Source organism: Pedobacter frigoris (assembly GCF_032678645.1).
GTDB lineage: Bacteria > Bacteroidota > Bacteroidia > Sphingobacteriales > Sphingobacteriaceae > Pedobacter > Pedobacter frigoris_A.
On sequence record NZ_JAVTSP010000002.1, the window covers coordinates 551,375 to 573,481 of the forward strand.

14 protein-coding genes are annotated in these 22,107 nt (G+C 41.0%); 1 reads left to right on the forward strand and 13 read right to left on the reverse strand.

The window, feature by feature from the left end; all coding sequences use genetic code 11:
• Positions 1 to 35 precede the first annotated feature (35 nt).
• The 3 genes from R2Q78_RS08795 to R2Q78_RS08805 all read right to left on the reverse strand — a co-directional run bounded on the left by R2Q78_RS08795 (position 36) and on the right by R2Q78_RS08805 (position 5,384).
• A complete protein-coding gene (locus R2Q78_RS08795; RefSeq protein ID WP_316790900.1) occupies positions 36 to 3,329 on the reverse strand; it encodes a TonB-dependent receptor in 3,294 nt (1,097 codons plus the stop codon).
• Between the two features lie 255 nt (positions 3,330 to 3,584).
• Complete coding sequence (locus tag R2Q78_RS08800) at positions 3,585 to 4,709, reverse strand: FecR family protein (RefSeq protein WP_316790903.1); 1,125 nt, start codon at positions 4,707 to 4,709, stop codon at positions 3,585 to 3,587.
• 96 nt (positions 4,710 to 4,805) lie between these two features.
• Complete coding sequence (locus R2Q78_RS08805; protein ID WP_316790905.1) at positions 4,806 to 5,384, reverse strand: RNA polymerase sigma-70 factor; 579 nt, start codon at positions 5,382 to 5,384, stop codon at positions 4,806 to 4,808.
• A gap of 668 nt (positions 5,385 to 6,052) precedes the next feature.
• Between R2Q78_RS08805 and R2Q78_RS08810 the strand changes: the two genes are divergently transcribed.
• Positions 6,053 to 6,532 (forward strand): hypothetical protein, encoded by a 480-nt coding sequence (locus tag R2Q78_RS08810; RefSeq protein WP_316790907.1) that lies wholly within the window; start codon positions 6,053 to 6,055, stop codon positions 6,530 to 6,532.
• A gap of 525 nt (positions 6,533 to 7,057) precedes the next feature.
• Here R2Q78_RS08810 and R2Q78_RS08815 read toward each other — a convergent pair.
• The 10 genes from R2Q78_RS08815 to R2Q78_RS08860 all read right to left on the reverse strand — a co-directional run bounded on the left by R2Q78_RS08815 (position 7,058) and on the right by R2Q78_RS08860 (position 21,873).
• Positions 7,058 to 8,905: a WecB/TagA/CpsF family glycosyltransferase gene (locus R2Q78_RS08815; RefSeq protein WP_316790909.1), complete on the reverse strand. Its 1,848-nt coding sequence runs from the start codon at positions 8,903 to 8,905 to the stop codon at positions 7,058 to 7,060.
• Positions 8,906 to 8,915: 10 nt separating this feature from the next.
• Positions 8,916 to 9,905: a glycosyltransferase gene (locus tag R2Q78_RS08820; RefSeq protein ID WP_316790911.1), complete on the reverse strand. Its 990-nt coding sequence runs from the start codon at positions 9,903 to 9,905 to the stop codon at positions 8,916 to 8,918.
• Complete coding sequence (locus R2Q78_RS08825; RefSeq protein ID WP_316790913.1) at positions 9,899 to 11,323, reverse strand: lipopolysaccharide biosynthesis protein; 1,425 nt, start codon at positions 11,321 to 11,323, stop codon at positions 9,899 to 9,901. Before R2Q78_RS08825 ends, R2Q78_RS08820 begins: the two co-directional genes overlap by 7 nt.
• A complete protein-coding gene (locus R2Q78_RS08830) occupies positions 11,313 to 12,632 on the reverse strand; it encodes an O-antigen ligase family protein (protein WP_316790915.1) in 1,320 nt (439 codons plus the stop codon). The genes R2Q78_RS08825 and R2Q78_RS08830 overlap by 11 nt, the downstream gene beginning before the upstream one ends.
• A 22-nt stretch (positions 12,633 to 12,654) precedes the next feature.
• Positions 12,655 to 15,054 carry a polysaccharide biosynthesis tyrosine autokinase gene (locus R2Q78_RS08835; protein ID WP_316790917.1) on the reverse strand — a complete coding sequence of 800 codons (2,400 nt, stop codon included), beginning with the start codon at positions 15,052 to 15,054 and terminating at the stop codon, positions 12,655 to 12,657.
• 2 nt (positions 15,055 to 15,056) lie between these two features.
• Positions 15,057 to 15,845, reverse strand: a complete 789-nt coding sequence (locus R2Q78_RS08840; RefSeq protein WP_316790919.1) for a polysaccharide biosynthesis/export family protein — start codon at positions 15,843 to 15,845, stop codon at positions 15,057 to 15,059.
• A gap of 26 nt (positions 15,846 to 15,871) precedes the next feature.
• The gene (locus R2Q78_RS08845) at positions 15,872 to 17,248 is read right to left on the reverse strand and encodes an exopolysaccharide biosynthesis polyprenyl glycosylphosphotransferase (RefSeq protein ID WP_316790922.1); all 1,377 of its coding nucleotides are present in this window, start codon (positions 17,246 to 17,248) and stop codon (positions 15,872 to 15,874) included.
• A gap of 79 nt (positions 17,249 to 17,327) precedes the next feature.
• Positions 17,328 to 18,653 (reverse strand): right-handed parallel beta-helix repeat-containing protein, encoded by a 1,326-nt coding sequence (locus R2Q78_RS08850; RefSeq protein ID WP_316790924.1) that lies wholly within the window; start codon positions 18,651 to 18,653, stop codon positions 17,328 to 17,330.
• 143 nt (positions 18,654 to 18,796) lie between these two features.
• Positions 18,797 to 19,780, reverse strand: a complete 984-nt coding sequence (locus R2Q78_RS08855) for a helix-turn-helix domain-containing protein (RefSeq protein WP_316790926.1) — start codon at positions 19,778 to 19,780, stop codon at positions 18,797 to 18,799.
• Positions 19,781 to 19,899: 119 nt separating this feature from the next.
• Positions 19,900 to 21,873 carry a sensor histidine kinase gene (locus R2Q78_RS08860; RefSeq protein WP_316790928.1) on the reverse strand — a complete coding sequence of 658 codons (1,974 nt, stop codon included), beginning with the start codon at positions 21,871 to 21,873 and terminating at the stop codon, positions 19,900 to 19,902.
• Between the last annotated feature and the right edge of the window lie 234 nt (positions 21,874 to 22,107).

Here is a 22,107-nt window from a genome sequence, read left to right on the forward strand (position 1 = left end):
TATTTGAAAATAAGCAATGTTAATAGTTAGAATATTTAAAACTTGACCTTTACACCGGCGGTATAAATTCTAAGTTGCGGGAACTGTGCGAACCTGCCAGATCCGGCTCTTTCGGGATCATTGCCCTCATATTTTGTCCAGGTCAATAGATTATCCCCGGATATATATACGGTAATTCCTTGTGAGTCTACTTTTTTAGTTATTGCTTCCGGCAATGTATAAGAAAGGTACAAGTTCTTTAACCGCAGATAAGAAGCATCCTGAAGAAAATATGTCGAAGAGTAACCAGCTACACCAGCATAGCCTGTCAGATAAACAGCAGGTATGGTATTGCTTGGATTTGTCGGCGTCCAGGCATTCAGGAATTTAGTCGGTGGCGCTGAACCTTGCATAAACGGCTCATAACCCCATTGACTAACCTGCACTTTTTGTCCTTCTACACCTTGAAAAAAGGCGCTCAGGTTAAAGCCTTTCCAACCGGCGTTTAAACCAAATGAGTAGGTGTAATCCGGAAAGCTGCTGATACGTATTCTGTCTTCCGGACCTACAGTGCCGTTTCCACTCACATCTCTTATTTTTAAATCGCCAGGTTTTAGCACTCCAGAGTTGGGTTGTTTAGGCGAGTTGTCTATTTCTTGTTGGTTTTGAAAAACGCCTATCCAGTCATACAGGAAAAAATTATTGAATGGCTGCCCAACCTCGAATGTGCCGAGCGTTTCTGCCAAAACTCCTGTTACCTTATTCCTGTACCTATGGAATATGAAGTTAGCCCCATAATTGAAGTCTCCGATTTGATTCTGATGTCTTAACTCTAGTTCTATCCCTTTATTTACCATTGCACCAGCATTTACAACAGGTGGTAGCAGACCTATACTCGCGGGAAGATCTGTACGTGTTGCCAATATATCCGTTGTATTTTTGTTATACCAGTCAAAGGTTAATCCAAACAGGCCTTTAAACAAATCCATATCCAGTCCAAAATCTGTGATGGCAGTTTTTTCCCAACGTAAATCTTTTGTCGTTAGCGTATTATATAGCACACCTGAACTCAGCGTAGAAAAAGGATAGGTGGTGAGTGAGAGAATATCCTGGAAAGGATAGTTTCCGATTTCCTGATTACCCAGTACACCGTACGAAGCTCTTAATTTTAAGTTGTCTATCCACGATATGTTATCCTTTAGAAAACTTTCCTCAGATATTTTCCATGCAGCAGAACCGCCGCCGAAAGTTCCCCATCTGTATCTTGGATCTACTCTGGAAGTGCCGTCATACCTGAAATTACCTTCAAGTATGTATTTTTCTTTATAGTTATAATTTAATCTTCCAAAAAATGATTGCAGCGCCCATTCTGATGAACCACCGCTTAATGACTGATCTTTTGGTGAGCTTCCATCCAGCTCCATTATGGTGTTGTTTGGAAAGTCAAATCTATTGCCGGCTAAGTTGGTGCTCTTGTTGTCTTGTTGTTCATAACCAGCCAATACACCTATATTATGGTCATTTGCAATGACTTTGTTGTAATTGAAGGTGCTATAGAATGTTTTGGTAAGGTTCCTGGCTGAACTTTGTCTCAATCCAAAAAAAGTAGGATTACCATTACTTACCTGGTCGTAAACCCCGGAAGAATTTGGCTGATAAGAAAATGATGGATTTGCAAATTGACGATTTTTAAAGTCTTGATTGAAGAAGGTGATCGCACCTTTAGATAACCAATTTAATCCATCAATGATTTTAACGTCTACATAACCTTGCGCATTTACATTGTAGTTCTTTGTGAATTGTGAACCGGTGTTGTAAACTTCTTCCGGTGTACGATTTGTGCCTCCGCTGCTGGTATAATCTCTACTTGCGACTCTTCCGCTTCCGTCAGGCAACAACGGTCTGAACGTAGGCGCTGACGCGTAAGCCAGGAGCAATAAATCATCATTAACTAACCAGGGAGCTTTCGCATCCTGAAAGGAGAAGTTGATGTTAGTACCAACTTTTACCCTTTTATTTACCTGATTGGAAAAATCCATCAATGCATTATAACGCTTATATAGGTATCCTTTTGTGATACTCTTTTGATCAAGGTAATTTAAAGATATGTTGTAGGTGGTTTTTTCACTTCCCCCAGAAAAACCTAAACTATGATTGTGAATCGGTGCTTTGCCCAGCACATAATCCAGCCAGTTAAAGTTGGGATACTGGTCGCTGTTTGGATTGTTCTTGTAAGCATCAATTTGAGCCTGAGTGTACTGTGCAGGTTGTCCGCTTCGCGCTTTTGCCTGGTTATACATTTCCATATAGGTTACGGAATTGGTAATTAGTTCCGGATATTTGGTAGCTTCGCTAATTCCATAATTGCCATTGTATTCAATCACATTGGTTCCTGATTTTCCTTTTTTGGTGGTCACCAGGATTACACCATTTGCTGATCTGGCCCCGTAAATAGATGCTGAAGAAGCATCTTTTAACACCGTTACATTTTCAATATCCTGTGGAGAGAGGTTGTTTATGGAACCGATTACACCATCAACTAGAATTAAAGGAGCCGAAGAAGCTCCATATGAACCTAATCCACGTAATCGAAAACTGCCATTATCTCTGCCTGGTTCTCCGGTTGGCTGCACTACATCGAGTCCGCTGATGCGGCCTTGCAATAAGTTTGTTAAATTAGGAACGGGACGCTCAGTAATGGTTCTGCCCGATACACTGGCTACTGAACCAGAAAGGTTGATTCTCTTTTGTGTACCATAACCCACCACGACAAGTTCTTCAAGATTCGCCGTGCTCTCTTTTAGAACGATACTAATTTCAGTCCGGTTATTGACAGCTATGGTTTGAGTTTCAAATCCTACTGCAGAGATTATGATTTCATTCTCACCAGTAGCGAGAGAAATAGAAAAATTTCCATTTGCATCACTAACAACACCTTTATTGGTGCCCTTCACTGAAATATTTACATTTGGAACCGGTTTCCCATTTTCATCTATAATTTTACCTTTAATATCTGCTATTTGTATTTTGTCGATAGCAGGCTCATTAATAGAAGGGCGTCTTTTACTCAGCACGATCGACTTTTGTTTTATTTCAAAATTCAAGTCCTGGTTTTTTAGAATAATTTTTAGTGCATCATTTAACGACACCTTTTCCAGGTTGACGGTTACGATCGCAGTTTTGCTGACAATGGAAGATTCATAGAGCACGACATAACCCGTCTGTTTTCTGATCTGTGTAAATACGTGCCGAAGATTTTTATTGTTCTCCTTGATTGTGACATATTGTGCAAAAGTCGATGCACTTAGCTGCATCAAAAAGGTAGTCATGATTACAATAATCAGTTTCATGATACGCAAAATTTGTTTAAATGCGACATATGGAATATTGCATCTAATTAGATGAATAAATTTCATAAATTTGGTTGTTTTGGTTGATTTGCGAAAGCCTTCTCATCGTCGAAAATTTGCAGGCTGTAGCGTTTTAAACAATAAAATAATTAACAGATCAAAACATGCAATCAATCCCGATTTATTTCGGGGTTGATTCTTTATCAATTTTGGCAATTGAAGCCTCAAAGGTTTGATCATCATAGTTCTGTAAGTCTATTTCATAACCAATATTCTCCTTCCATCAATTTTAAAATGTATATTTTTTGTTGATTCTAATATTTCCAGTACGGTAGATACATTATCGTACCTTGATACCCCGCCACCATATAACTTATCTTTATCCACGTTTTTCTCATACTGAACATCTACGTTATACCACCTCGAAATCTGCCGCATGATACTTTCCAGAGTTTCGTCTTCAAAGAGAAACAGACCCTCTTTCCATGAAATGACGTCAGTGGCATTTACTGTCTTAATGTTAAAACTGCCATCACCGGAAAGTGAACTTTGCTGATCAGGCATGAGTATATGACGGGATGTTCCACTGCTAACCTTTATACTGCCTTCTACAAGCGTAGTCAATATTGCCGGTTCATCTGCATAACTGTTGATATTAAAGTGAGTACCTAAAACCTGAACTTCCTGATTAGATGTGCTGACTATAAAGGGATGCTTATGGTCTTTAGCTATTTCGAAATATGCTTCACCTTGAAGTTGTACCTTGCGTATACCCTGGCGCACAAGGTCGGCAGAATAGGTAATGCTGGAAGCAGCATTCAGCCATACTTTTGATTTATCCGGTAAAGTCAGTATATAGGTTTCTCCACGTGCTGTGGAGAGTGTGTGCGTTATACCTCTTTTATCTCCGCTGCCGGAAGATGGTTCGATTTCATATACAAGTTGGCCCTCTTTGGTTTTCGTCACTTTGATTCCCGCCTGATTGGCGACTTCGCCATTTGTGATATCATCAAGCCTGATTTTTTTTCCATTGGCAAGTGTTAAGGTTGCGCCAACTTTTCCAGGTGCGATGTCAGACACAACTGCAATCTTATCTTTCTCAGTATTGGTGTGATTTGAGTGGTAAAAAATGCTCAATCCGATTACAATGGCAGTAATAGCAGCTGCCGCATACATCATGCGCGGCCATAGGCCCCGTTCTTTATATAAGGGTAGAGAATTTGAAATGGAATTCAGTTCATCTTTCAGTGTTTCTTCACTAATTGCAAAGTTTGGGAATTTACCATGAGTTATCCAGTCTTCAACCTGTGCTTTCTCGGAAGAATTACAATGCCCTGATCTGTATTTTTCCAGAAGTTCTTCTGCGTGTTGCTGATCCATCGACTAATTATATTTGGCTATTATTGTAGTTAGTCAGTTAACGCAAGCAGAAGGGTTAGTCGCAATTAAAATATTTAATTTTCATCGATTTTATGTTCAGACCAGGAAAATAAGACTCATCATTGAACCAAATTTTACTTTCAACTTTTTTAGTGCCTGATGCATGTGACCTTTCACTGTTTCTTCAGAAAGTCCTAGTTCCTCTGCTATTTGTTTACGAGTATACCCCGTCTTACGGCTTAATTCAAATACTGCTTTCATTTTTACCGGAAGCGCCTGAATCTCCTTTTCTATAAGTAATTCCAGCTCATGATGTCTCACCAGATAATCGGTGGGATAGGACTCAGGTATTGTTGAAAGAAATTCACTAAAACTATCTAAGTAACGTATTGAAACTTGTTTGTGGGCGATGAGGTTGGCTATTTTATTTCTGACGGCAGAATGTAGATAGGTCGACAAAGTGTAACTTATAACCAGACCTTCATGATTCTGCCATAAAGAGAGGAATACTTCGTGAATAATATCCCAAACCTCTTCTTTGTCGCCCAGTCTTCTAAAAGCAAAGAGATATAACAGTCGCTTATAGCGATTATAGATTTCGGTGTAAGCCTTATTATCACCGCTACGGAGCATTGCGATTAGCTCCTGATCTGTAAGTTCGTTATACTCTGTCATATTTTGGTTACGATAAAATTACTAAAATATGTGAATATATCAGGTGATCTGTCAAATATTGAAAATTGCGGTGCGATAGAATACACTTTTGGTAAATTAATTGCTCCTGCAAGGTGTTAAAACTTCTTAAAATCAGCACCCGTTCTGGCTCTCGCATCTTTATCAAAACTCTGGATTACTCGACAAATTTCTGTAATAATAAATTATTGACAATTCATTCAGAATATTGCACGTTAATCCAAAATATTAATTACAGAGAAATGTTTGGTTGAATTTTATCTTTTAAGTATATTTGATAAAAATTAAAAGTATGTGATAAGCTAATATTATACATTTGCAAAATCTTCAAAATATTTGAAGCATTTAGCACTTAAGAGTCTCGTCTTAGAAACGTAGGAAATTTCATATGAACACGAGAGGATAAGTGAAAAGGTGCTTGCGCGTAAAAGCGTGAGCCCTGCTTATTCGTGTTCAGGTCTCCTACGACCTCTAAGGCGATAAGTGGGGTTTCACGCTTTTTGCGTTTGATAGGCATTGGGCAAAATACAATCAGGCAAATCGACCAACCCCACTTTCAGATTCTGTATCATATCAGCTTACTCCCAGGCTAACAGAATGCTATGAAAAAGATCTAAGAAACCAAGTCTCATAACTAAATATATAATCTAATGAACAGAACGATGAAATTGGTCGTAATGGCCACGCTTTGCCTCAATTTTTGCTACGGACAAACTAAAAAAGCTTGTCCTAAACCTGCATCTACCCGAACTCACATCTATGCTTTTACGGGTTATAGGTCTGGTTATAAGAGCAGTTGTCGCATTAGTGCAGACGAGTTTATGCGGGGAAAGATGATTACTGTCCGCAATTACACCATTCCTCAATTGTATGCCATCGCTTTGAGATTGACACCGCTCAATGACGCTTCTTTTAAAGCCAGTGAGCAAGAGAAAGTTATTATTGACGTTAGCCAGCCCGAGAAACTGAAGCGATTATTTTGCTACAAACTGGTAGTTCCTTACAATCATCAGGATGATTTTTATGCACTGATGCACAGAAGCCTTGATGGCGAATGGCCGGAATATGAAGTGAAAATCGAGAAAAAGGGTAAGGAATATTTTATGGTGATTAGGGATAAAGAGGAGTAAATATGATCTACGAACCTAATGTATGTGATAAGGAGGGGTCGATGGTGAAATGAACGAAACAGCCATTTGTGGCACTTGGCACAGATTTTCCTAATCCCGCTAGATCCGACACAAGCGCAGTATCCGTTGCTTGCAGGGTGCTTGATCCTGTTAGTCTTCGGATTGGTTTGCTGGAAGCGATTTCGGGTCTTTTTTTAGCACGTAACGCTTATGCCCGCATCTGCTGCACTCATATCTTTTGAGATCCAAAAAGAAAAGCAGGTTCTTTACCAACGGGCTCCGTTTTACACGGGTATCCATGTCTCCATTTTCACATTTTGGACATTTAATATAGCTTCTTTTGGAATTTGTATGCTCCGGTATCGATTGATTCTTCATGATAATTTAGGTGTTCCTGTTAGCCCTCATAGTTTGCTAACAAGTGCCGTAAATGTAAGAATCAATTGTAACAAGAATGTTGTTGTGCTAGTCCTGAATTATAATACAGGACTAACTGTAATTGACTGGTTTAGTTTATAGGATATTTTACTTAAAAGTCTGGCGTGTTTTTTCTTTTAAAATATAATAGATAAATACAGGGCCATAGTAAAGGTATCTTTTAGATAGCCTTCTTGGCTCTTTCAGCAGGCGTACAAACCATTCCAGACCATAGTCGATCCATACCTGATCTGGCCTTTTAATGGTACCCGCATAAAAGTCGAACACCGCACCAATGGTACAAATGACTTTTGCATCCAGACTTTTTCTGTGCTCAAATGACCATTTTTCTTGCTTTGGAGCAGTCATGCCCACAAACAACACATCTGGATGGAAGTTATTTACTGCATTGATCATTTCCCTGTTGTCATCTTCACTGAAAACAGCCTTAAACGGAGGAGAAAAGGTCCCGATACTGATATTCGGGTAAATATCAGCTATTTTGCTTTTTATCAGTTGAAGCGTGTCTGTTGAAGCGCCAAGGTAGAAACAACTCCCTGATTTTTGATTCAGCTCTTTTAACAGGTATTCATGGACATCTGCACCAGCGATCTTTTTTAGTATGGTACCTGTAAGCAATCTTGCCGCCCATACGACGCCTATCCCGTCAGGAAGTAAAACGTCTGAGGCTTTCAATGCCTTTTTATACACCGAATCCTTTTCAGCAATGCAATAAGAGTATTGGTTAATCGTGTTGATCATTAAGGACGATTCGTTTCGAAGTTCGGCTAAGCTTTTTGAAAAGACATTATAAACCAGAAAGTTGGTTTGCTGATCTGATCCTGTTATTGTTTCAATGATGGAAGAGATTTCTGCGCAAACCTTTTCTTTGTTGAACGCTTTTCCCTTCTGCAGGTTTTCCAAATGCATCTGCTGCCTGAGTTCGGGAGAATCGAGTAACGTTGAAAGCGCAACTTCGACACTGCCTTTATTTTTTGGTTCTACCCAAAGGCAGTTTTCCGGTGCGGTCAGGTAGTCGGTTGCTGCCCGTATGGGCGTAGTAACAATGGATAGTCCGGCGGCGACTGAATTGAAAAGAGCCATAGGAAAGCCTTCCTGACAGTAAGTAGGAAATACAAGGATGTCTGAATTGGCATAGAATGTAGCCACATCTTTTTCGGGAATGATTCCTGTAAATGTGATTTTATGGCCTATTTCTTTCAATACTGCCTGCTGCTGCAAGCCTTGCATTTCAGGGCCATCGCCCACCAGAATTAATGCGACTTCATATTTTTTCACCAATTCTGCAAAGGCATCGATGATTTCATAAACTCCCTTTTCCCGGATGAATCTCCCTGCAAAAAGTAAAATGGTACAGTCTGCAGGTATCCCAAGTTTAGTTCTGAAATTCTCGTCCTTTCTGAACTGGAGTCCACGGACAATGTTTTTTGTGACGAAAATCCGCTCTGAGGGTAAAAATCCATTTTTGATGATTGCGGTTTTTTCTTCGCTGGACAGGAAAAGCCAGGCTGAGATCTGTTTCCGGAGGTAAGACAAAACAACATTTTTCATGAAAAAACCAGTTGCTTCCAATACTTCCAAATCAGAACCGTGAGATTTAATCATCAACCGAACTTTTTTAAAATAAAGCATTCGAAACAGCACTACCGTAATCCAGTCTCTGGTACAGGCAATCAGCTCAAGACGTGAATTGAAATAGATGATATCCGGTTTGAAACGATAAGATTTGAGTACCAGATGAACTGCATTGTAAAGGATGGTAAAAAGTCTTCCCAATTTTGAGTTTGTACCTTCTTTTGCTGCGTACGAAAATCCTTCGCATTCATATCCCAGGTCTTGCAACCCGGTCAGTTCATCAAGTGCGATTTCTACATGGGACCTGGAAGGGATGCTCATCAGAATCCTTGTTTTTGCATTCATCTTTGTGTACGTCATTCGTCTATTTTTATTGTATTCTCTTTAACACATCAGCTCCTGTTAGCCAGCAATAAGCCCACATACAGTAGCGATAACAAACTGGAGCGCCAGAGAAAAGCAGCCAGGCATATTTGTGTTTTTTTCTCACTGCGGAGGATTTTCTGATGAATTCCTTGTATCCATTGAGGGTATTGACCACCTGTTTATACTCCTGTTCGTAGTGATCACGGTCTCGCGTCAATATCAATAAGTTCAACAGGGAAATGTTGGCCATCACATCAAATGCTTTAGCTTCTGCAATACATTCCGGATCATTTTTAGTAACCAATTCCACGATTTTGGCTGATACCGCTACGGTTTCCAGGTAATTCCTGTTGAAACCGCTCATGCTCACAGAATTGTCTCTGATCATGTAATTGTACTTTATTGAATCTTCGGCTACTGTTTTTTCTGCGCTGATGAATGCTTTGCAGGCAAACAGGATGTCCTCGTAGAGAATGCCTTCAAAACGGATTTTATCCAGAATTTTGGAGCGGTAAATCTTGTTGTTTGCATTGCTGTCAAAATCTCCTCTGATGGAGGCAGAAAGTGCCTGTTGGTGATCGAGTATCCCGATCTCTCCGGTGTTGGCCGGGTCATTCGATTTTCCATTTTTGATGATGCGCAAACGACAGGTGGAAATGTCAGCTCCGGTTGCCTCTGCATTTCTGATCAGCGTCTCATACATGTCCTGTTCGATGGAATCATCACTGTCGACAAAACCTATGTACTTACCTTTAGCATGCGCCAAACCTGCATTTCGTGCGGCGGAGACCCCCATGTTTTGTTGCTCCAATACGGTGATCCGGGTGTCGAGCGCCGCATAGTGTAAACACCTTTCGCCGCTCTGGTCTGTAGACCCGTCATTGACCAGGATCAACTCGAATTCAGTAAATGACTGGCTGATTATAGATTGAATGCATTCATCAATAAAATGCTCCTTATTGTAAACCGGGACTATGATGGAAAGTATTACCATGATATTTTTTTATAAGAAATGCCAATTCCTAAAGCGACCACCAAAACGAGTGCGCTAAATAAGAAGTAAAAGAGATATGGCCCTGTGATCTCCGGCAGCAGCCAAAAGCCGGCTACTGTACAGACAATACTGGTGTAAAACCACAGGCAGTGTCCCGCGGCTATTATTCCTTTTTTGATCAGGACCATGTCCTGAAGCAGGTGAAAAACAATTAACGAAGCGAAAATGGCATAATTGATGACCGAAAGTGATTTATAGAAATACAAGCCAGCCAGACAGCCACCGAGATTCACGATCAGCGACAGAATATTAAACTGCATGTCCCGCCGTTCCAGTCCGAGCGCGACCAACAGGTTTGCCTGTAGTAATACGGTGGGCATGATCAGGAAAGCTAGAAACATTTGTTGCAGGCATTCCGTTGCATTTTGATAAGTATCGCCAAAGGCGAATGGTAAAATGAAGGATGCGAATGAAAAAATGAAAGCGTAAGCCAGGATGGCTACTGCAGAATAGCCGAAGAACAACAAGTTGTAGAGACGCTGTAAGCCTGTGGTATTTTTTTCGGTAACGTACTTTACAAACCTGGGGTAAATTGTGGCGGAGGCTACTATCGGCAGAATCTGAAAAATAGAAAAAATACGGAAGGAAATCTCATACGCTGCCACCTCAGCTAAGCCAAGGGTTTTTGATATAATGATGTTGCCCGCGCGCCAGTACAGGATAGAAAGACTTCCTATCACCATGAACCTCCAGTTTTTGAAAATCAGTATTTTCAGGTCGCGGGCAGATAATTTCGCTTTAATCAATGCCTGCAGGTTTGTGGTAGAGGATCCTATTTTCAAAAATGAGCTTAAGGTCAGCAGCCTGACGACGATCATGAGTATTGCCAGGGTGATGACGGAGAAAGGGCTGATGAACAAGAGGCAACCCACAAGCAGTTTCAGAAAACCATCTATGATCATGATGACTGCCGTCCGGTCTTGTCTCCCTTCTGCGATGTTTAAGCTTCTTAGGGCATTGATGAGGTTGTCAAAAATGATATTGGTACCCAGAATGAGACTCAGGATCCGGATCTGTCCGTCCGGGTAGATGCTATACGTAAATACGATGTTGAGAAAGTAGAACAAAAATCCGAGCCCTATCTGGCTTTTCAGGAATTTGCCTGTTAGCTCCGCTTTGTCTGTCGCGGAGACGTATTTGCGAATGAACCACTGACCCAGTCCCATGGAAGAAAATGCCACCACGAGTTGATAGATTGTAGTAGAGATGAGGAACTGTGCGAACTCGACAGCGGTATATTTACGGGCAACAATGGCAAAAAACAAGCTCACAAATAGCAGTTGGAGGACGTTTGCGCCAATACCCCAGGTGCCGTTTTTCAATAGCCCTATTTCTTTAGTCGTTTCTTTACGCTTCATCCTCAGCTGTGGTTTGTTTTTCAGGATAACTGATGATAAGTATGATCATGACTGCCATGACAATCATAATGCGGTAGTCTGAAATGGAATAGACGGTACTGAAGGCCACTGCCCAACTCAGCAGCGATGCCATTAAAAAGATGACTTTTCTGTCAAACGTATTCCTGAAATAGCCTATTATAGCCTTCAGGAGCGGGATGATGAGCATCAACGCAAAAACCCCAAAGCCGATATAACCAAACTCAACGAGTATTTTCAGGTAGCCATTCTCCGGCTGGTCAAAATACAGGAATAAACCATCTTCTATTTCAAGGTATTGATCCTGATTATGCCGGGTGATGTGGTCCTGATAGTTACCGGAACCGATACCCAGCAAACTGTTTTCCTGCGAAATAACCAAAGCTTCTTCCCACAGATTTTTCCTGAAGAGGTAATCTTCTGACAGATTTTCGGCACGCTGGAAAACGCCCGTTGTTGGTGCAATGACCATATAGAAAGTGATGGCAAGTACGATGACTATGCCGCCATACAGCCTATATTTTCCGGATAGGATAAATAGAATGGCGAACAGGCCGATCACAAATCCGCCAATTGGTGCCCTGCTGCCGGCGAGGTTGAGTCCGATGACGGCCAAAATAAAAACCAGATAGTTTAACAGCCGCACATTTCTTTTGGTACCCTCTTCCACATATAAAAATAGAAAGCTACCCATGGCCAGGTATTGACCATGTGCCTGTGAATCATAAAAAATGCCTGGGAAACGGACCATATGAAAAATAGGATCAATGGTGTTGGGCCCTAGTTTAGGGTAGAAGGTAAAACCAAGACCAAAAATGAACTGTAACCCAAGGAAGACCAGGGCCATCAGGTAACTGGCTTTTAATGCAGCGATCACACGTTGATGAAAGGAAGGGTCTTTGTAGCAGGATATCAGTAGAAAACGGCCAAAAATAAAGATGGACAGAAATTTTATAAAACTGAAAAAGGTCCTGTTTGGAAATTCCGAAGCAAGTCCGCCAATAACAAGTATGATGGATAAAATGACAAAAAACACAAAGTAAAAGTTCTGCCTTGTTTTTAACTGGATGGTTGTAAAGTCTTTTAATAAAAAGATCAAACCATAAAAGCAGATAAAATCAAAGGTTTTGAAGCCGCCCATTGCTTCAGGTGTAATCTTCAGGTTCATCAGCGGAAGACAAGTCAGTATAAAAATCAGACATGACTCCACAGTGTTGCCGTTGTAAAAAACATTGAGCACGAACATCAGCAACGTCAGTGCTGCAAGAATGAAAATTAGGTTTTCAGACATTTTTCACGGTATTTTTAAAGGATCAAAATCTAGTCATGAAATGCTTCCATGAATTCTTAAAATTTTTACCCTTAGTCATCTCTGTATAGTAACTGTCATTGTAATTATATCCATAACCGTATTTTCCTTGTGTGATGCCATTAAAAATGATGTTCATTTCCGGCAGCTGATCAGAACTGGATAGCTCTCTTATAAATTCCAGTTCTTGCTTGCTGGTGTAGCCCTGTCTGATGACGTATAACGATATATCGGCAAGACGTCCAATAATCATTGCGTCAGTAACCAAATGTAAAGGTGGACTATCGATGATGATATCGTCACAATGTTTTTGCAGGATGGCCAGTAATTCCCTGAGTCTTGGCCCTTCCAATAATTCGGAGGGATTATGACGAATTTTGCCGCTTCCAATCATGTAAAAATCTTTATGTATGCCGGAATGTTGTATAATTTCATGAGTTGTAATAGATGAACTAAGAAATTCACTAATTCCAGGTTTATCCTCATCCATATTAAACAGTGACATCACACTTGGCTTTCGCAAATCCATTTCCAGCAGAATGGTTTTTCTACCGGTGGCAGCGATAGATACGGCGAGATTAGAGGCGATGAAGCTTTTGCCCTCGCTGGCCGTGCTAGAGGTACACAACGTAATCCTGCCAGGCGTCTTTCTTGTTTTGAAGATATTGTCGTAAACCAGATTTTGTAATTTTTCTGCCCTTTTTTTATGCAAATTATACAGGTTTGTTCTTATAGACCTAAACTGTTCGGCAACTAAATGACGGGGGTTATCAATCAGCACAATGTCTTTACCTAAGTATTCATAAGAAATCTCACCTATTATTGGAACATCAAGCGCATTTTCTATTTCTTCCCTTGTTGTAATTTTTCTGTTAAAAGCATACCTGAAATAGATGATCATGAATGGTATAATCAGACCTAATATCAAAGCTATCGCAACGACCAGCGGGATCCTTGGCCATTTTACTTCACCAACATTCGCACTGTCTACAATACGTGCGTCAGCTTGTGTAGAAGCGTAGCTTAGCGCAAGTTCTTCACGTTTTTGCAACAGGTATACGTAGAGGTTTTCTTTGCTGGATTGTTGTCTTTTCATCCCCACATATTCACGTTCCTGACCGGGAATTTCTTTTATGGAAGATTCAAATTTTCGGTTTACCGATTGAAGCTGTCTCTTCTCGCCCAGCAGGGAAGCCTTTATCCCTCCGATATTTGCTCGTATTGCCGATTTGGTGGTTTTGATCTGCATATTTATAGGCTCAAATAACGGATTTCCCTCAGGAGTTGAAGTCAGGAGCTCCACGCGCTTGAGTTGAAGTGCAGTCAGGTTTTTAATCAGACTGGCCAATGCCTCGTCTTCAATTCCAAGGGTAGCAGGAGGGCTGGTATTGGCGGGGGAATTCACATAACGTTCAATTCCATAGATATTACTAAGCTGGACATTGACATCGTTTAGTTTGGCATCATTTGACTGCTGGTTTTCCAGATAAACTTTTGACTGTAAACCCACATCCGTTAATCCTTTACTACTCCTGTAACCTTCAACTTTATTTTCAGCCGCACTTAGTTCGCCCGTTAGTGAAGCCAATCGCTTGTCTATAAAATCAATGGTACTTTTGGTGATCCGTCTTTCCTCTGTAGCGGTAGCCTGGTTATATGACTTTATCAGGGCATTCAAAAAGTTTTTGCCTCTTCTTGGAGACTCATCCGTTAAAAATAGACCAATCGTAGGAGCAGATTTATCCAATAGACGAGCCTCAAGCGATTTAGCATATCCATCTGTTGTTTTTTCCGGGTCTGATATTGTGATTTTAACCGTAGTGCCGATATATTGATTTAGACTTTGGGTTGCTTTTAGGATCCATTTGCCGAAATCAGTTTCAATAGTTTCATTGAACTTACCTTTTATTGACGGCAGATTGTCCCTCTTAACTGTAAAGTTATTGGCGTCCTGAATCAGGATCGATATTTCATGTTTACCGACAATACCACTGCCGCGGGATATTTCCAGTTTTACAGGAGCTGTCCCATACAAATCTCTGGTGTTGAAAAAATCTCCCGCTGTATAAGTGATATATAGCCCAAGGTCATTTACTACCTGGGAAATTATCTTTTTTGAAGTGATTACCTGGATTTCAGTTTCTGCACTTCTTGGGGAGGTAGACAATTCCAGTTCTTGCAGATTAGATTTTTCCTGTGGTGTTTTTTTTTCATCTTTTACCAAAATGGTAGCACTGATGTTGTACTCCGGATTTTTTATCTGCAGGTAAATGAAAGCAGCACCAAGTGCCAAAATCAAACCTAAAAGAAACAAAGGCCAATGATAGAAATACTTGACCAGAATAGTTTTTAAATCGGTGAATTGATTGATTCCCGATTTCCTAGTTGTCTTGTTGTCTGTCATAGTTATCTGAAGAATGAAATGGTTATGGCCACTACCGATAAGGCAGATATGATCAGGCTGGCATTTCTGTAGCCAGTATCAACGCCTGCAATTTTAAGCTTCCCGGGTTGAACGATGAGCTGGTCGTTTGCCTTTAAGTAGAAATAAGGCGACTCGAATAGCTTTTTAGAAGTCAGGTCTAGAGGGACATATATTCTTTCGCCTTTTTCTTCCCTTACCAAAATCACGGTTTTGCGCATTGCCGTGATGTTTAAATCGCCGGCTAGTGCAAGGGCTTCCGTAACTGTCAGCCTTTCACTCGGACTGGCGTAGATATTCGGACGCATCACATCACCCACAACAGATATCTTAAAATTCACGATTTTAACCGTTACACTCGGGTCTTTGAGGAAGGGCAATACATTTTTTTGTATCAATGCCGCCAATTCTTCAGTTTTTAGCCCTGCAACTTTAGTAATTCCGATCAGCGGAAGATTAATTTCCCCGGTTTGTGCAACCTGGTATCCGTACATTGGGTTGTTTGGATTTGCACCCGCATTTTGTTTATTATTCGTAAAAACAGCCGAAGCCTCAGGATTTTTGCTTTCCACATTGATCGACAGTTGATCTCCCGGTTGAATGATCAAAGGGGAATAATTGGAAAGTGCTGTTCTGGTAACCTGGCTTGTACTTACATCTTGAATGTAGGGGATGTCCTTATGGGAGCTACAAGAGCACATAAAGGCGATCATACATAAGAGCAATAATGATTTTGGTGCAGAAACTGCGTTTAATTTTAAATTTAGTGTCATAAGATAGATTTTAGATTTTGAAGATGTTAGAAGGCGTTTTCTTCGCCTTTAAATATATTTTTCACTGTTAAAAACATAATTTTAATGTCGAGCAGCATATCCCAGTTCTCCAGGTACCAGATGTCATGCTCAACTCGTTTTTCCATTTGGGTGGTATTCATTGTACGTCCACGATAACCATTGACCTGGGCCCACCCGCTGATTCCGGGTTTTAAAAAGTGGCGTACCATGTAGTTATCGATCAGTTTTCGGTAGCCTTCTGTATCGGCAACCATATGTGGCCTTGGACCAATTACCGTCATGTCCCCCAAAAACACATTTAAAAATTGGGGAAACTCATCCAGACTTGTTCTGCGCATAAACCTGCCTATAGGTGTAACCATACTGCTTTTATCTTTAGAATCTGTAGTTTGGATGTACATGCTTCTAAATTTGTAGCACCAGAAAGTTTTATTGTTCCGCCCATTGCGGAGCTGTTTGAACAAGGCAGGGCCAGGGCTTTGCATTTTGATGATGATGGCCAAAACCGGATAGAGCCACGATAAAATGAATAAAATTGTCAGTGAGCTCACGACGATGTCGAAAATTCTTTTGATGGCACGGTTGCCCATCTTTTCCAAAGGCTCCTTCCTTGGGCTGAGCACTTTAAACTCACCCATGTCATCAATGCTAAAGTTGTCTTCGAATCCAGTGAGGTCGGGCACAAACTTAAGCCTCATGCAATGCTTATCACTTTCTTCAATCAGGAAGGAATAGTCTTCCATTTGGTTTGGATTTGGATTTACCGAGACGTATACCTCCTGAACACCCGCATCTGCAGCGGCTTTGAATTGTGCAGCCGCCAGATTGGATCTTAGCTTGTTGTTCAGCTTACGGAGTAATCCTACTTTTATAAAGCCCTTAAAATTTAATGCATGATGCTTTCTTAGGTAATGGGCGAGTTTCGTGCCCCCGCGGTTGATACTTAAGATTGCGATCGTCTTGCGGAAATCAAATTTCTGGTTCAATAATGACAGCAAAGCCTTTCCCGCAAACTTAAGCAGGACTATTCCTATTGACATCAGCACAATATAATACAAGAAGAAAATATGGAGCGAGGTCTCCTGGTTTCTGAACATCATATAAATCAGGAGCCCGATGCTGTGCAGCGCGAATGTTTTCCAGGTTGCGAGTCTAACCTTTTTAAGGTTGTGTATGGTAGCATTCGAATACAGCCCAAAGAGGTTGGCGCAAAGTAGCCAGCCAAGACTTGAAGGTAATGCATTTTGATGATAGATCTCTTTTTCGATGAAGACGCCATTCATGTCCGAAAGGTAATACGCCCCAAACAAGCCAATGTTCAACAAGACCAGATCACATCCTGCCAAAGCAAAACGCAAAATATAAAAATACCGTGTATTCATAGGAAGTAGATAGTACCCTATAAGATTCAAAAACGGTGCCCGGAAAATCTGATCTTAAAATGTAATCCTAAATCGCAGGCTAATCAGGCGCTTCATAAGCACCGATGTCGGCAGGTTTACCTTTAACACGAATTTTTCCAGTCTGGTCGGAATTACTGTACAAATTTTGGTTGGCACGATTGATTGCCGGGCTCTTTTTTTGAAGCGCGAAACTGGCGTCTAACCCATGTTTAGGGAGTTCAAAATTCGGATTTTTTCCGTTGATGCAGGAGGGGGAGGATATGGATATTTTTATCTTATCTGGTGTCGTAATGTTGTAGTGGAGATTATTTTGGTAAGCTATACTCGTATTTTTATAATTGGAGTTGATCCTGTTGTTTTTATCGGCGACAAGAATATTATTGACGATACGTATGTCATGACTGGAAACGGCAAGGATCTCTCCCGCATTCAATGGTCTTGTTTGGGAATTACGGTATGCTGTATTGTTGATGATATCTACCTGGCTGCTTTGAAAAGCGTGAATTCCAGTTCCCCCATTGTACCAGCAAACATTGTTTTCTATCAGCGTTCTTCCCAGATATCTGCCTATGACAGAGCCATTTTGTTTGTTTTCAAAATCATCAATAATTATCCCGTTGCCATCTTCCAGTTTACAGATCTGAAACCATGGTACTAACGACTTATTGTTGTAACACTTATTGCGTTTGATTACGTTGTGGTACCCTTTTTTTTGGTCGTAATTCCAAAACTGATAAAAGGAAATCCCGCTGGTAGCGAAGACAGAATAGAAACTGGTATTGTAGACCAGGTTGTTTTCGACCGTGATGTAATCAGTCTGTATGGCGCTTATGCCTCCGCCGCCACAATCATGTACAGTGTTGTTTTCAATCACGATATGATGGGGATGTTTTCCGTTTCTGCCGTCTATTACAATGCCATTGCCGTTGAATTTGGGATCGTAAGTCCCGCTCGTATTCGCGCAGCTTCCCGGTTGTTTTAGCGCCTCCTTTAGTGTTACCTTTGCGTTGTTTCCAATGACTTCAAACCCGGAGATTTTGATGTAGCTTATGCCGTCACGGATGGAAATACCGCCCCAGCCATCAAATCTAATGGTTGGTTTATGGCTTTTGTAGTTCGTATAAACAATGTATTCGCCTGCCTTACCACTTACAGGAATATTGACTACGTTACACGTAGGGCAATCATTTGAATAAGTCCCATTCATTACAAAAACCGTATCTCCCGGTTTGGTCAGATCAGCAGCCTCCTGAATTAGTTTTTTCGGATGTAATGCAGACAAGCCATCATTGTTTTTATGGCCGGAGGAACTGCTTACAAAGTAGCTTGTCCCGTAACAAAATATGACAGAAAAGGAAAGTAAAATAGTAAGCGTAACTCGCATGTTTTATAGCTATAATAATTGAATACTAATTTGTTACATTTAATTTTTTTATCAAAAAATTATTCAGCTAAGGTTAAATCAGCATTGGGCAATTAAATGTACAATTTATGGTCGTATAGCCTCGGTTTTTTTTGAAGAAGTTATCATGCCGGATTAAAAAACTGCATGGCTTTGGCAAATTCAGCGGGACTCATCCCTATGTGTTGTTTAAATTCCGCGAAGAATACACTTCTGGAAGAAAAGCCGCCGTCTTCGCCCAAAGCCTCTATCTTAAGGTGCTGCCAGTCTTCATAGCGCTCCAGCTGTTCCTTCACATAGATTACCCTATAGCTGTTTACAAATGCATTGAAACTTTTTCTGTAATTGAAATTGATCAGGTAAGACAGCTGATGTGTGGGGATGTTAAGTGCTGCGGACATCTTAGAAAGCGTCAAGCCCTTTTGTCTGAACCCTTGCTGCTTCACCATGAAATCTTCGATCCGATCGCATCTTTCCTTCAAAAGCTCCTTATCATTCGCAGTCTCGTGCTCCTTTAATATCCTGTCAAGGGTTTTTGGATTAATGTCCAGGTAGTCCGCCAGATATTTGGTAGGAATGCGGCCAATGTGCTCCGGTGATACGGCAACGTAATATTCATACTTTTCCTGGGCAGTTCCCATTCTAACCATATTCGACCGTTCGTGTGCTGATTTGTAAAAACTCTCCAGGACCTTGCGGATGATGATGTTTAGCTCGATGGATGTTTCGAGCAAGCTGACAATCTTCTTTACATCTAAGCCGATAACTACGGTTTCTTCCATGGCCAGGATACTTTCTTCAGATGGCTTTTCTCCGTACATTCCGGATATGGAGGAAACGCTGTCGCCCTCACCACAAATATAAGTGGTCAGTCTTTTATCACCCTTCAGGGTATAGCCAACCACTATTCCTTTGAGGATAAAGTAAAGGGCTGTGCACAATTCTCCTTGTTTTAGGATGTATTCTCCCTGCTTATAGGTGGTCTGAAACAGCCCGGCATGAATTTCTGCCCTCAGCTCATTGGGTAAAGGATGATAGCTGCAGAGAAAGTTGAGTACGAGCTCCGCATGGGTAGCTTCAGGCTTGATGATCTGGAGAGTGGGCTTCATGCAATTTTATTAATCGTCAAATTAGGTATTTCATGAGCGCGTGAATAAAACTAAGTATTTAACTTAAGTAAATACTACTGAAAATTTACGCAAACGTTTGATCTGTGAATTGAAATATTTTAATAATCACAGCATTTTGGCAGGCTGAATGAAAATACTATGAATTCATCCTGAAGCGCTATGTTTAGTTCGCCTCCATTGCTGCGGATGTATTCACGGCAGAGGTGTAAGCCGAGGCCGACACCCTTTTCGTTTTCGGTACCGTAAGTTGTTTCCATGGCATGGGGTACTATCATTTCGTTGATATTGATCCTGGACGGGTCAGCGGCTACATTTGCGATGGCTATTTCTATGTTATTTTCAATGTGTTTAAGGGAGAGTTCTATTTTTGAGCTTCTGGGCGTGAATTTTATAGCATTGTCAATTAGATTTCGCAAAACCAGTTTGACCTGATTCTCATCGGCCAGCACCGGAGCAGCATTGTCCATATTTAGCAAGACACTGATCTCTTTATTATGAATCAATGGTGTGTAAACCAACATGAGTTCTTCAATGCTTTTTCTGATGTCAAAGCAGACGGGTTCAGCTTTTATTCCCTCCATTTGGGTTTTTGCCCAATGAAGGAGGTTATTGAGTGTATTGTAGATGTTCTCAATGTTCTTCTTGTTTTCCTTGAGCATATATTGCAGGTCGGCCATACTCAGGGCATCCATTTCATTGAGCGACAGGATACTCATGAGGCTGTTTAGCGGGCTCCGGAGGTCGTGGGCAATGATGGAGAACAGTTTGTTTTTAACAGCATTGGAAGTTTCGAGTTCTTTTACACTTTCGCTGAGCATTTGTGTGCGCTGCTCTACCAGTTTCTCCAGGATCTGTTTTTGATTCTGAGCCAGACTAAGGTTTTCATCGCGCAGGCGCTGTTCTTTCTTCATGATGCCTTTGTAGCGGTCGCCCAGCGCAAAAGAAAGCACCAGCAATTCCAAAGTAGAACCTATAGGCACCAGCTGCATGGTAAATTCAGTAGTGGGTAACATGTTTCCAAGCGAGAGCGTGACGATGACAACAGTGGTGAGGATAAAGAACCAGGCAATGATGTAATATTTTGCAGCCTTGTGTCCACGGAAATAAGCCATGATGCCGGATGACCAGAGAATAACGGACAATATAAAAGTAAGTATTTGCGCAATTGAAGCCGCCAGACTTTTATTTCCGGAAATGCTGACAAAGAACAATACAATGGCACTGGCCATCAGGAAATAATAAGCTTTTAGCATTCCCGGAATTACTTCATCCAGGTGTAAGAACTTCCTGGAAAAAAAGATGGCGGTAAGCATTGAAGCACTGAGGAACACGTGGGGGTAGGAGTTGATGAGCATCCTGATGTCTGTGCCGAATACGAACCCATATCCCCTCAGATAGGCCAGCATGTATATGGATAAAGTCAGTACATAGAAGACGTAATAGAGATAGGTATTGTCGCTCAGGCTGATGTATAAAAAGAGGTTGAACAGCAGCAGGGCGATTAAGATTCCAATATATACATATTCTATCCTGTCCTTCCATTCCCTGCCTTTGACTACAGCATCGGTGGTAGCGAGTTTGATCGGGACGAGCATGATGTTATTGGTCTTTAGCCTCAGGTAGACGGTGTAGGTATCAGCCTGCCCCTGGTCGGGAAGCGTAAAGACGAAATTACTTTGATTGCTGACGTCATCATAGTTCCGTTCCAGACTCCCGGATTTCAAGTGTTTGATCAGTTGATCACGGTGGCTAACATAGCAATCGATGTGTTCGATATTGGGTACGTCAATGATCAGGTATGCTTTAGAACTGTCTTTCCTTTTGTAGTTGAACTTTACCCAGAATGCGGAGGCGGTATTGCCAAAATTCAGGATGTTCTGTTTGCCGGGACTGAACTTGCCTTGAGTATCAATGTTTTTGATATCCCCTAATGACAGGCTGGCGGTTTTATCTTCGAAATAAGTAACCTGCTTTCCAAGACTTTTATTGTCAATATCTGGTGTCAGGATTTGCCCTGAAACATTAAGATATAGAAGTAGACTGAAAATAAAAAAAATTATCCCGGAACGCATATTTAGGTTATTGTGTTATAAAACTAAGAAAATATCCCAGAGTGAGGTAAATGGAGAGGAATTTATTTCTGTAGTTGTTATGCTACTTGCCTTGTGGTTTGTATCGAGCATTGCGGAATCGCAGAACACATAGATGACTAGATAAATATATAGCCGATTTAAATGATAACGATTATTTAGGCCTTTTCTGAAAAAGGTGGTGAAGAAAGAACTTTATAATTCATACGGTGATAT

Excerpts from the sequence above, each read along its gene's own strand:
- R2Q78_RS08860 (WP_316790928.1), bottom strand. The coding sequence starts at position 21,873 with ATGCGTTCCGGGATAATTTTTTTTATTTTCAGTCTACTTCTATATCTT.
- R2Q78_RS08820 (WP_316790911.1), bottom strand. The coding sequence starts at position 9,905 with ATGGTAATACTTTCCATCATAGTCCCGGTTTACAATAAGGAGCATTTT.
- R2Q78_RS08845 (WP_316790922.1), bottom strand. The coding sequence starts at position 17,248 with ATGAATACACGGTATTTTTATATTTTGCGTTTTGCTTTGGCAGGATGT.
- R2Q78_RS08810 (WP_316790907.1), top strand. The coding sequence starts at position 6,053 with ATGAACAGAACGATGAAATTGGTCGTAATGGCCACGCTTTGCCTCAAT.
- R2Q78_RS08795 (WP_316790900.1), bottom strand. The coding sequence starts at position 3,329 with ATGAAACTGATTATTGTAATCATGACTACCTTTTTGATGCAGCTAAGT.
- R2Q78_RS08830 (WP_316790915.1), bottom strand. The coding sequence starts at position 12,632 with ATGTCTGAAAACCTAATTTTCATTCTTGCAGCACTGACGTTGCTGATG.
- R2Q78_RS08800 (WP_316790903.1), bottom strand. The coding sequence starts at position 4,709 with ATGGATCAGCAACACGCAGAAGAACTTCTGGAAAAATACAGATCAGGG.
- R2Q78_RS08825 (WP_316790913.1), bottom strand. The coding sequence starts at position 11,323 with ATGAAGCGTAAAGAAACGACTAAAGAAATAGGGCTATTGAAAAACGGC.
- R2Q78_RS08805 (WP_316790905.1), bottom strand. The coding sequence starts at position 5,384 with ATGACAGAGTATAACGAACTTACAGATCAGGAGCTAATCGCAATGCTC.
- R2Q78_RS08855 (WP_316790926.1), bottom strand. The coding sequence starts at position 19,780 with ATGAAGCCCACTCTCCAGATCATCAAGCCTGAAGCTACCCATGCGGAG.
- R2Q78_RS08835 (WP_316790917.1), bottom strand. The coding sequence starts at position 15,054 with ATGACAGACAACAAGACAACTAGGAAATCGGGAATCAATCAATTCACC.
- R2Q78_RS08840 (WP_316790919.1), bottom strand. The coding sequence starts at position 15,845 with ATGACACTAAATTTAAAATTAAACGCAGTTTCTGCACCAAAATCATTA.
- R2Q78_RS08850 (WP_316790924.1), bottom strand. The coding sequence starts at position 18,653 with ATGCGAGTTACGCTTACTATTTTACTTTCCTTTTCTGTCATATTTTGT.
- R2Q78_RS08815 (WP_316790909.1), bottom strand. The coding sequence starts at position 8,905 with ATGACGTACACAAAGATGAATGCAAAAACAAGGATTCTGATGAGCATC.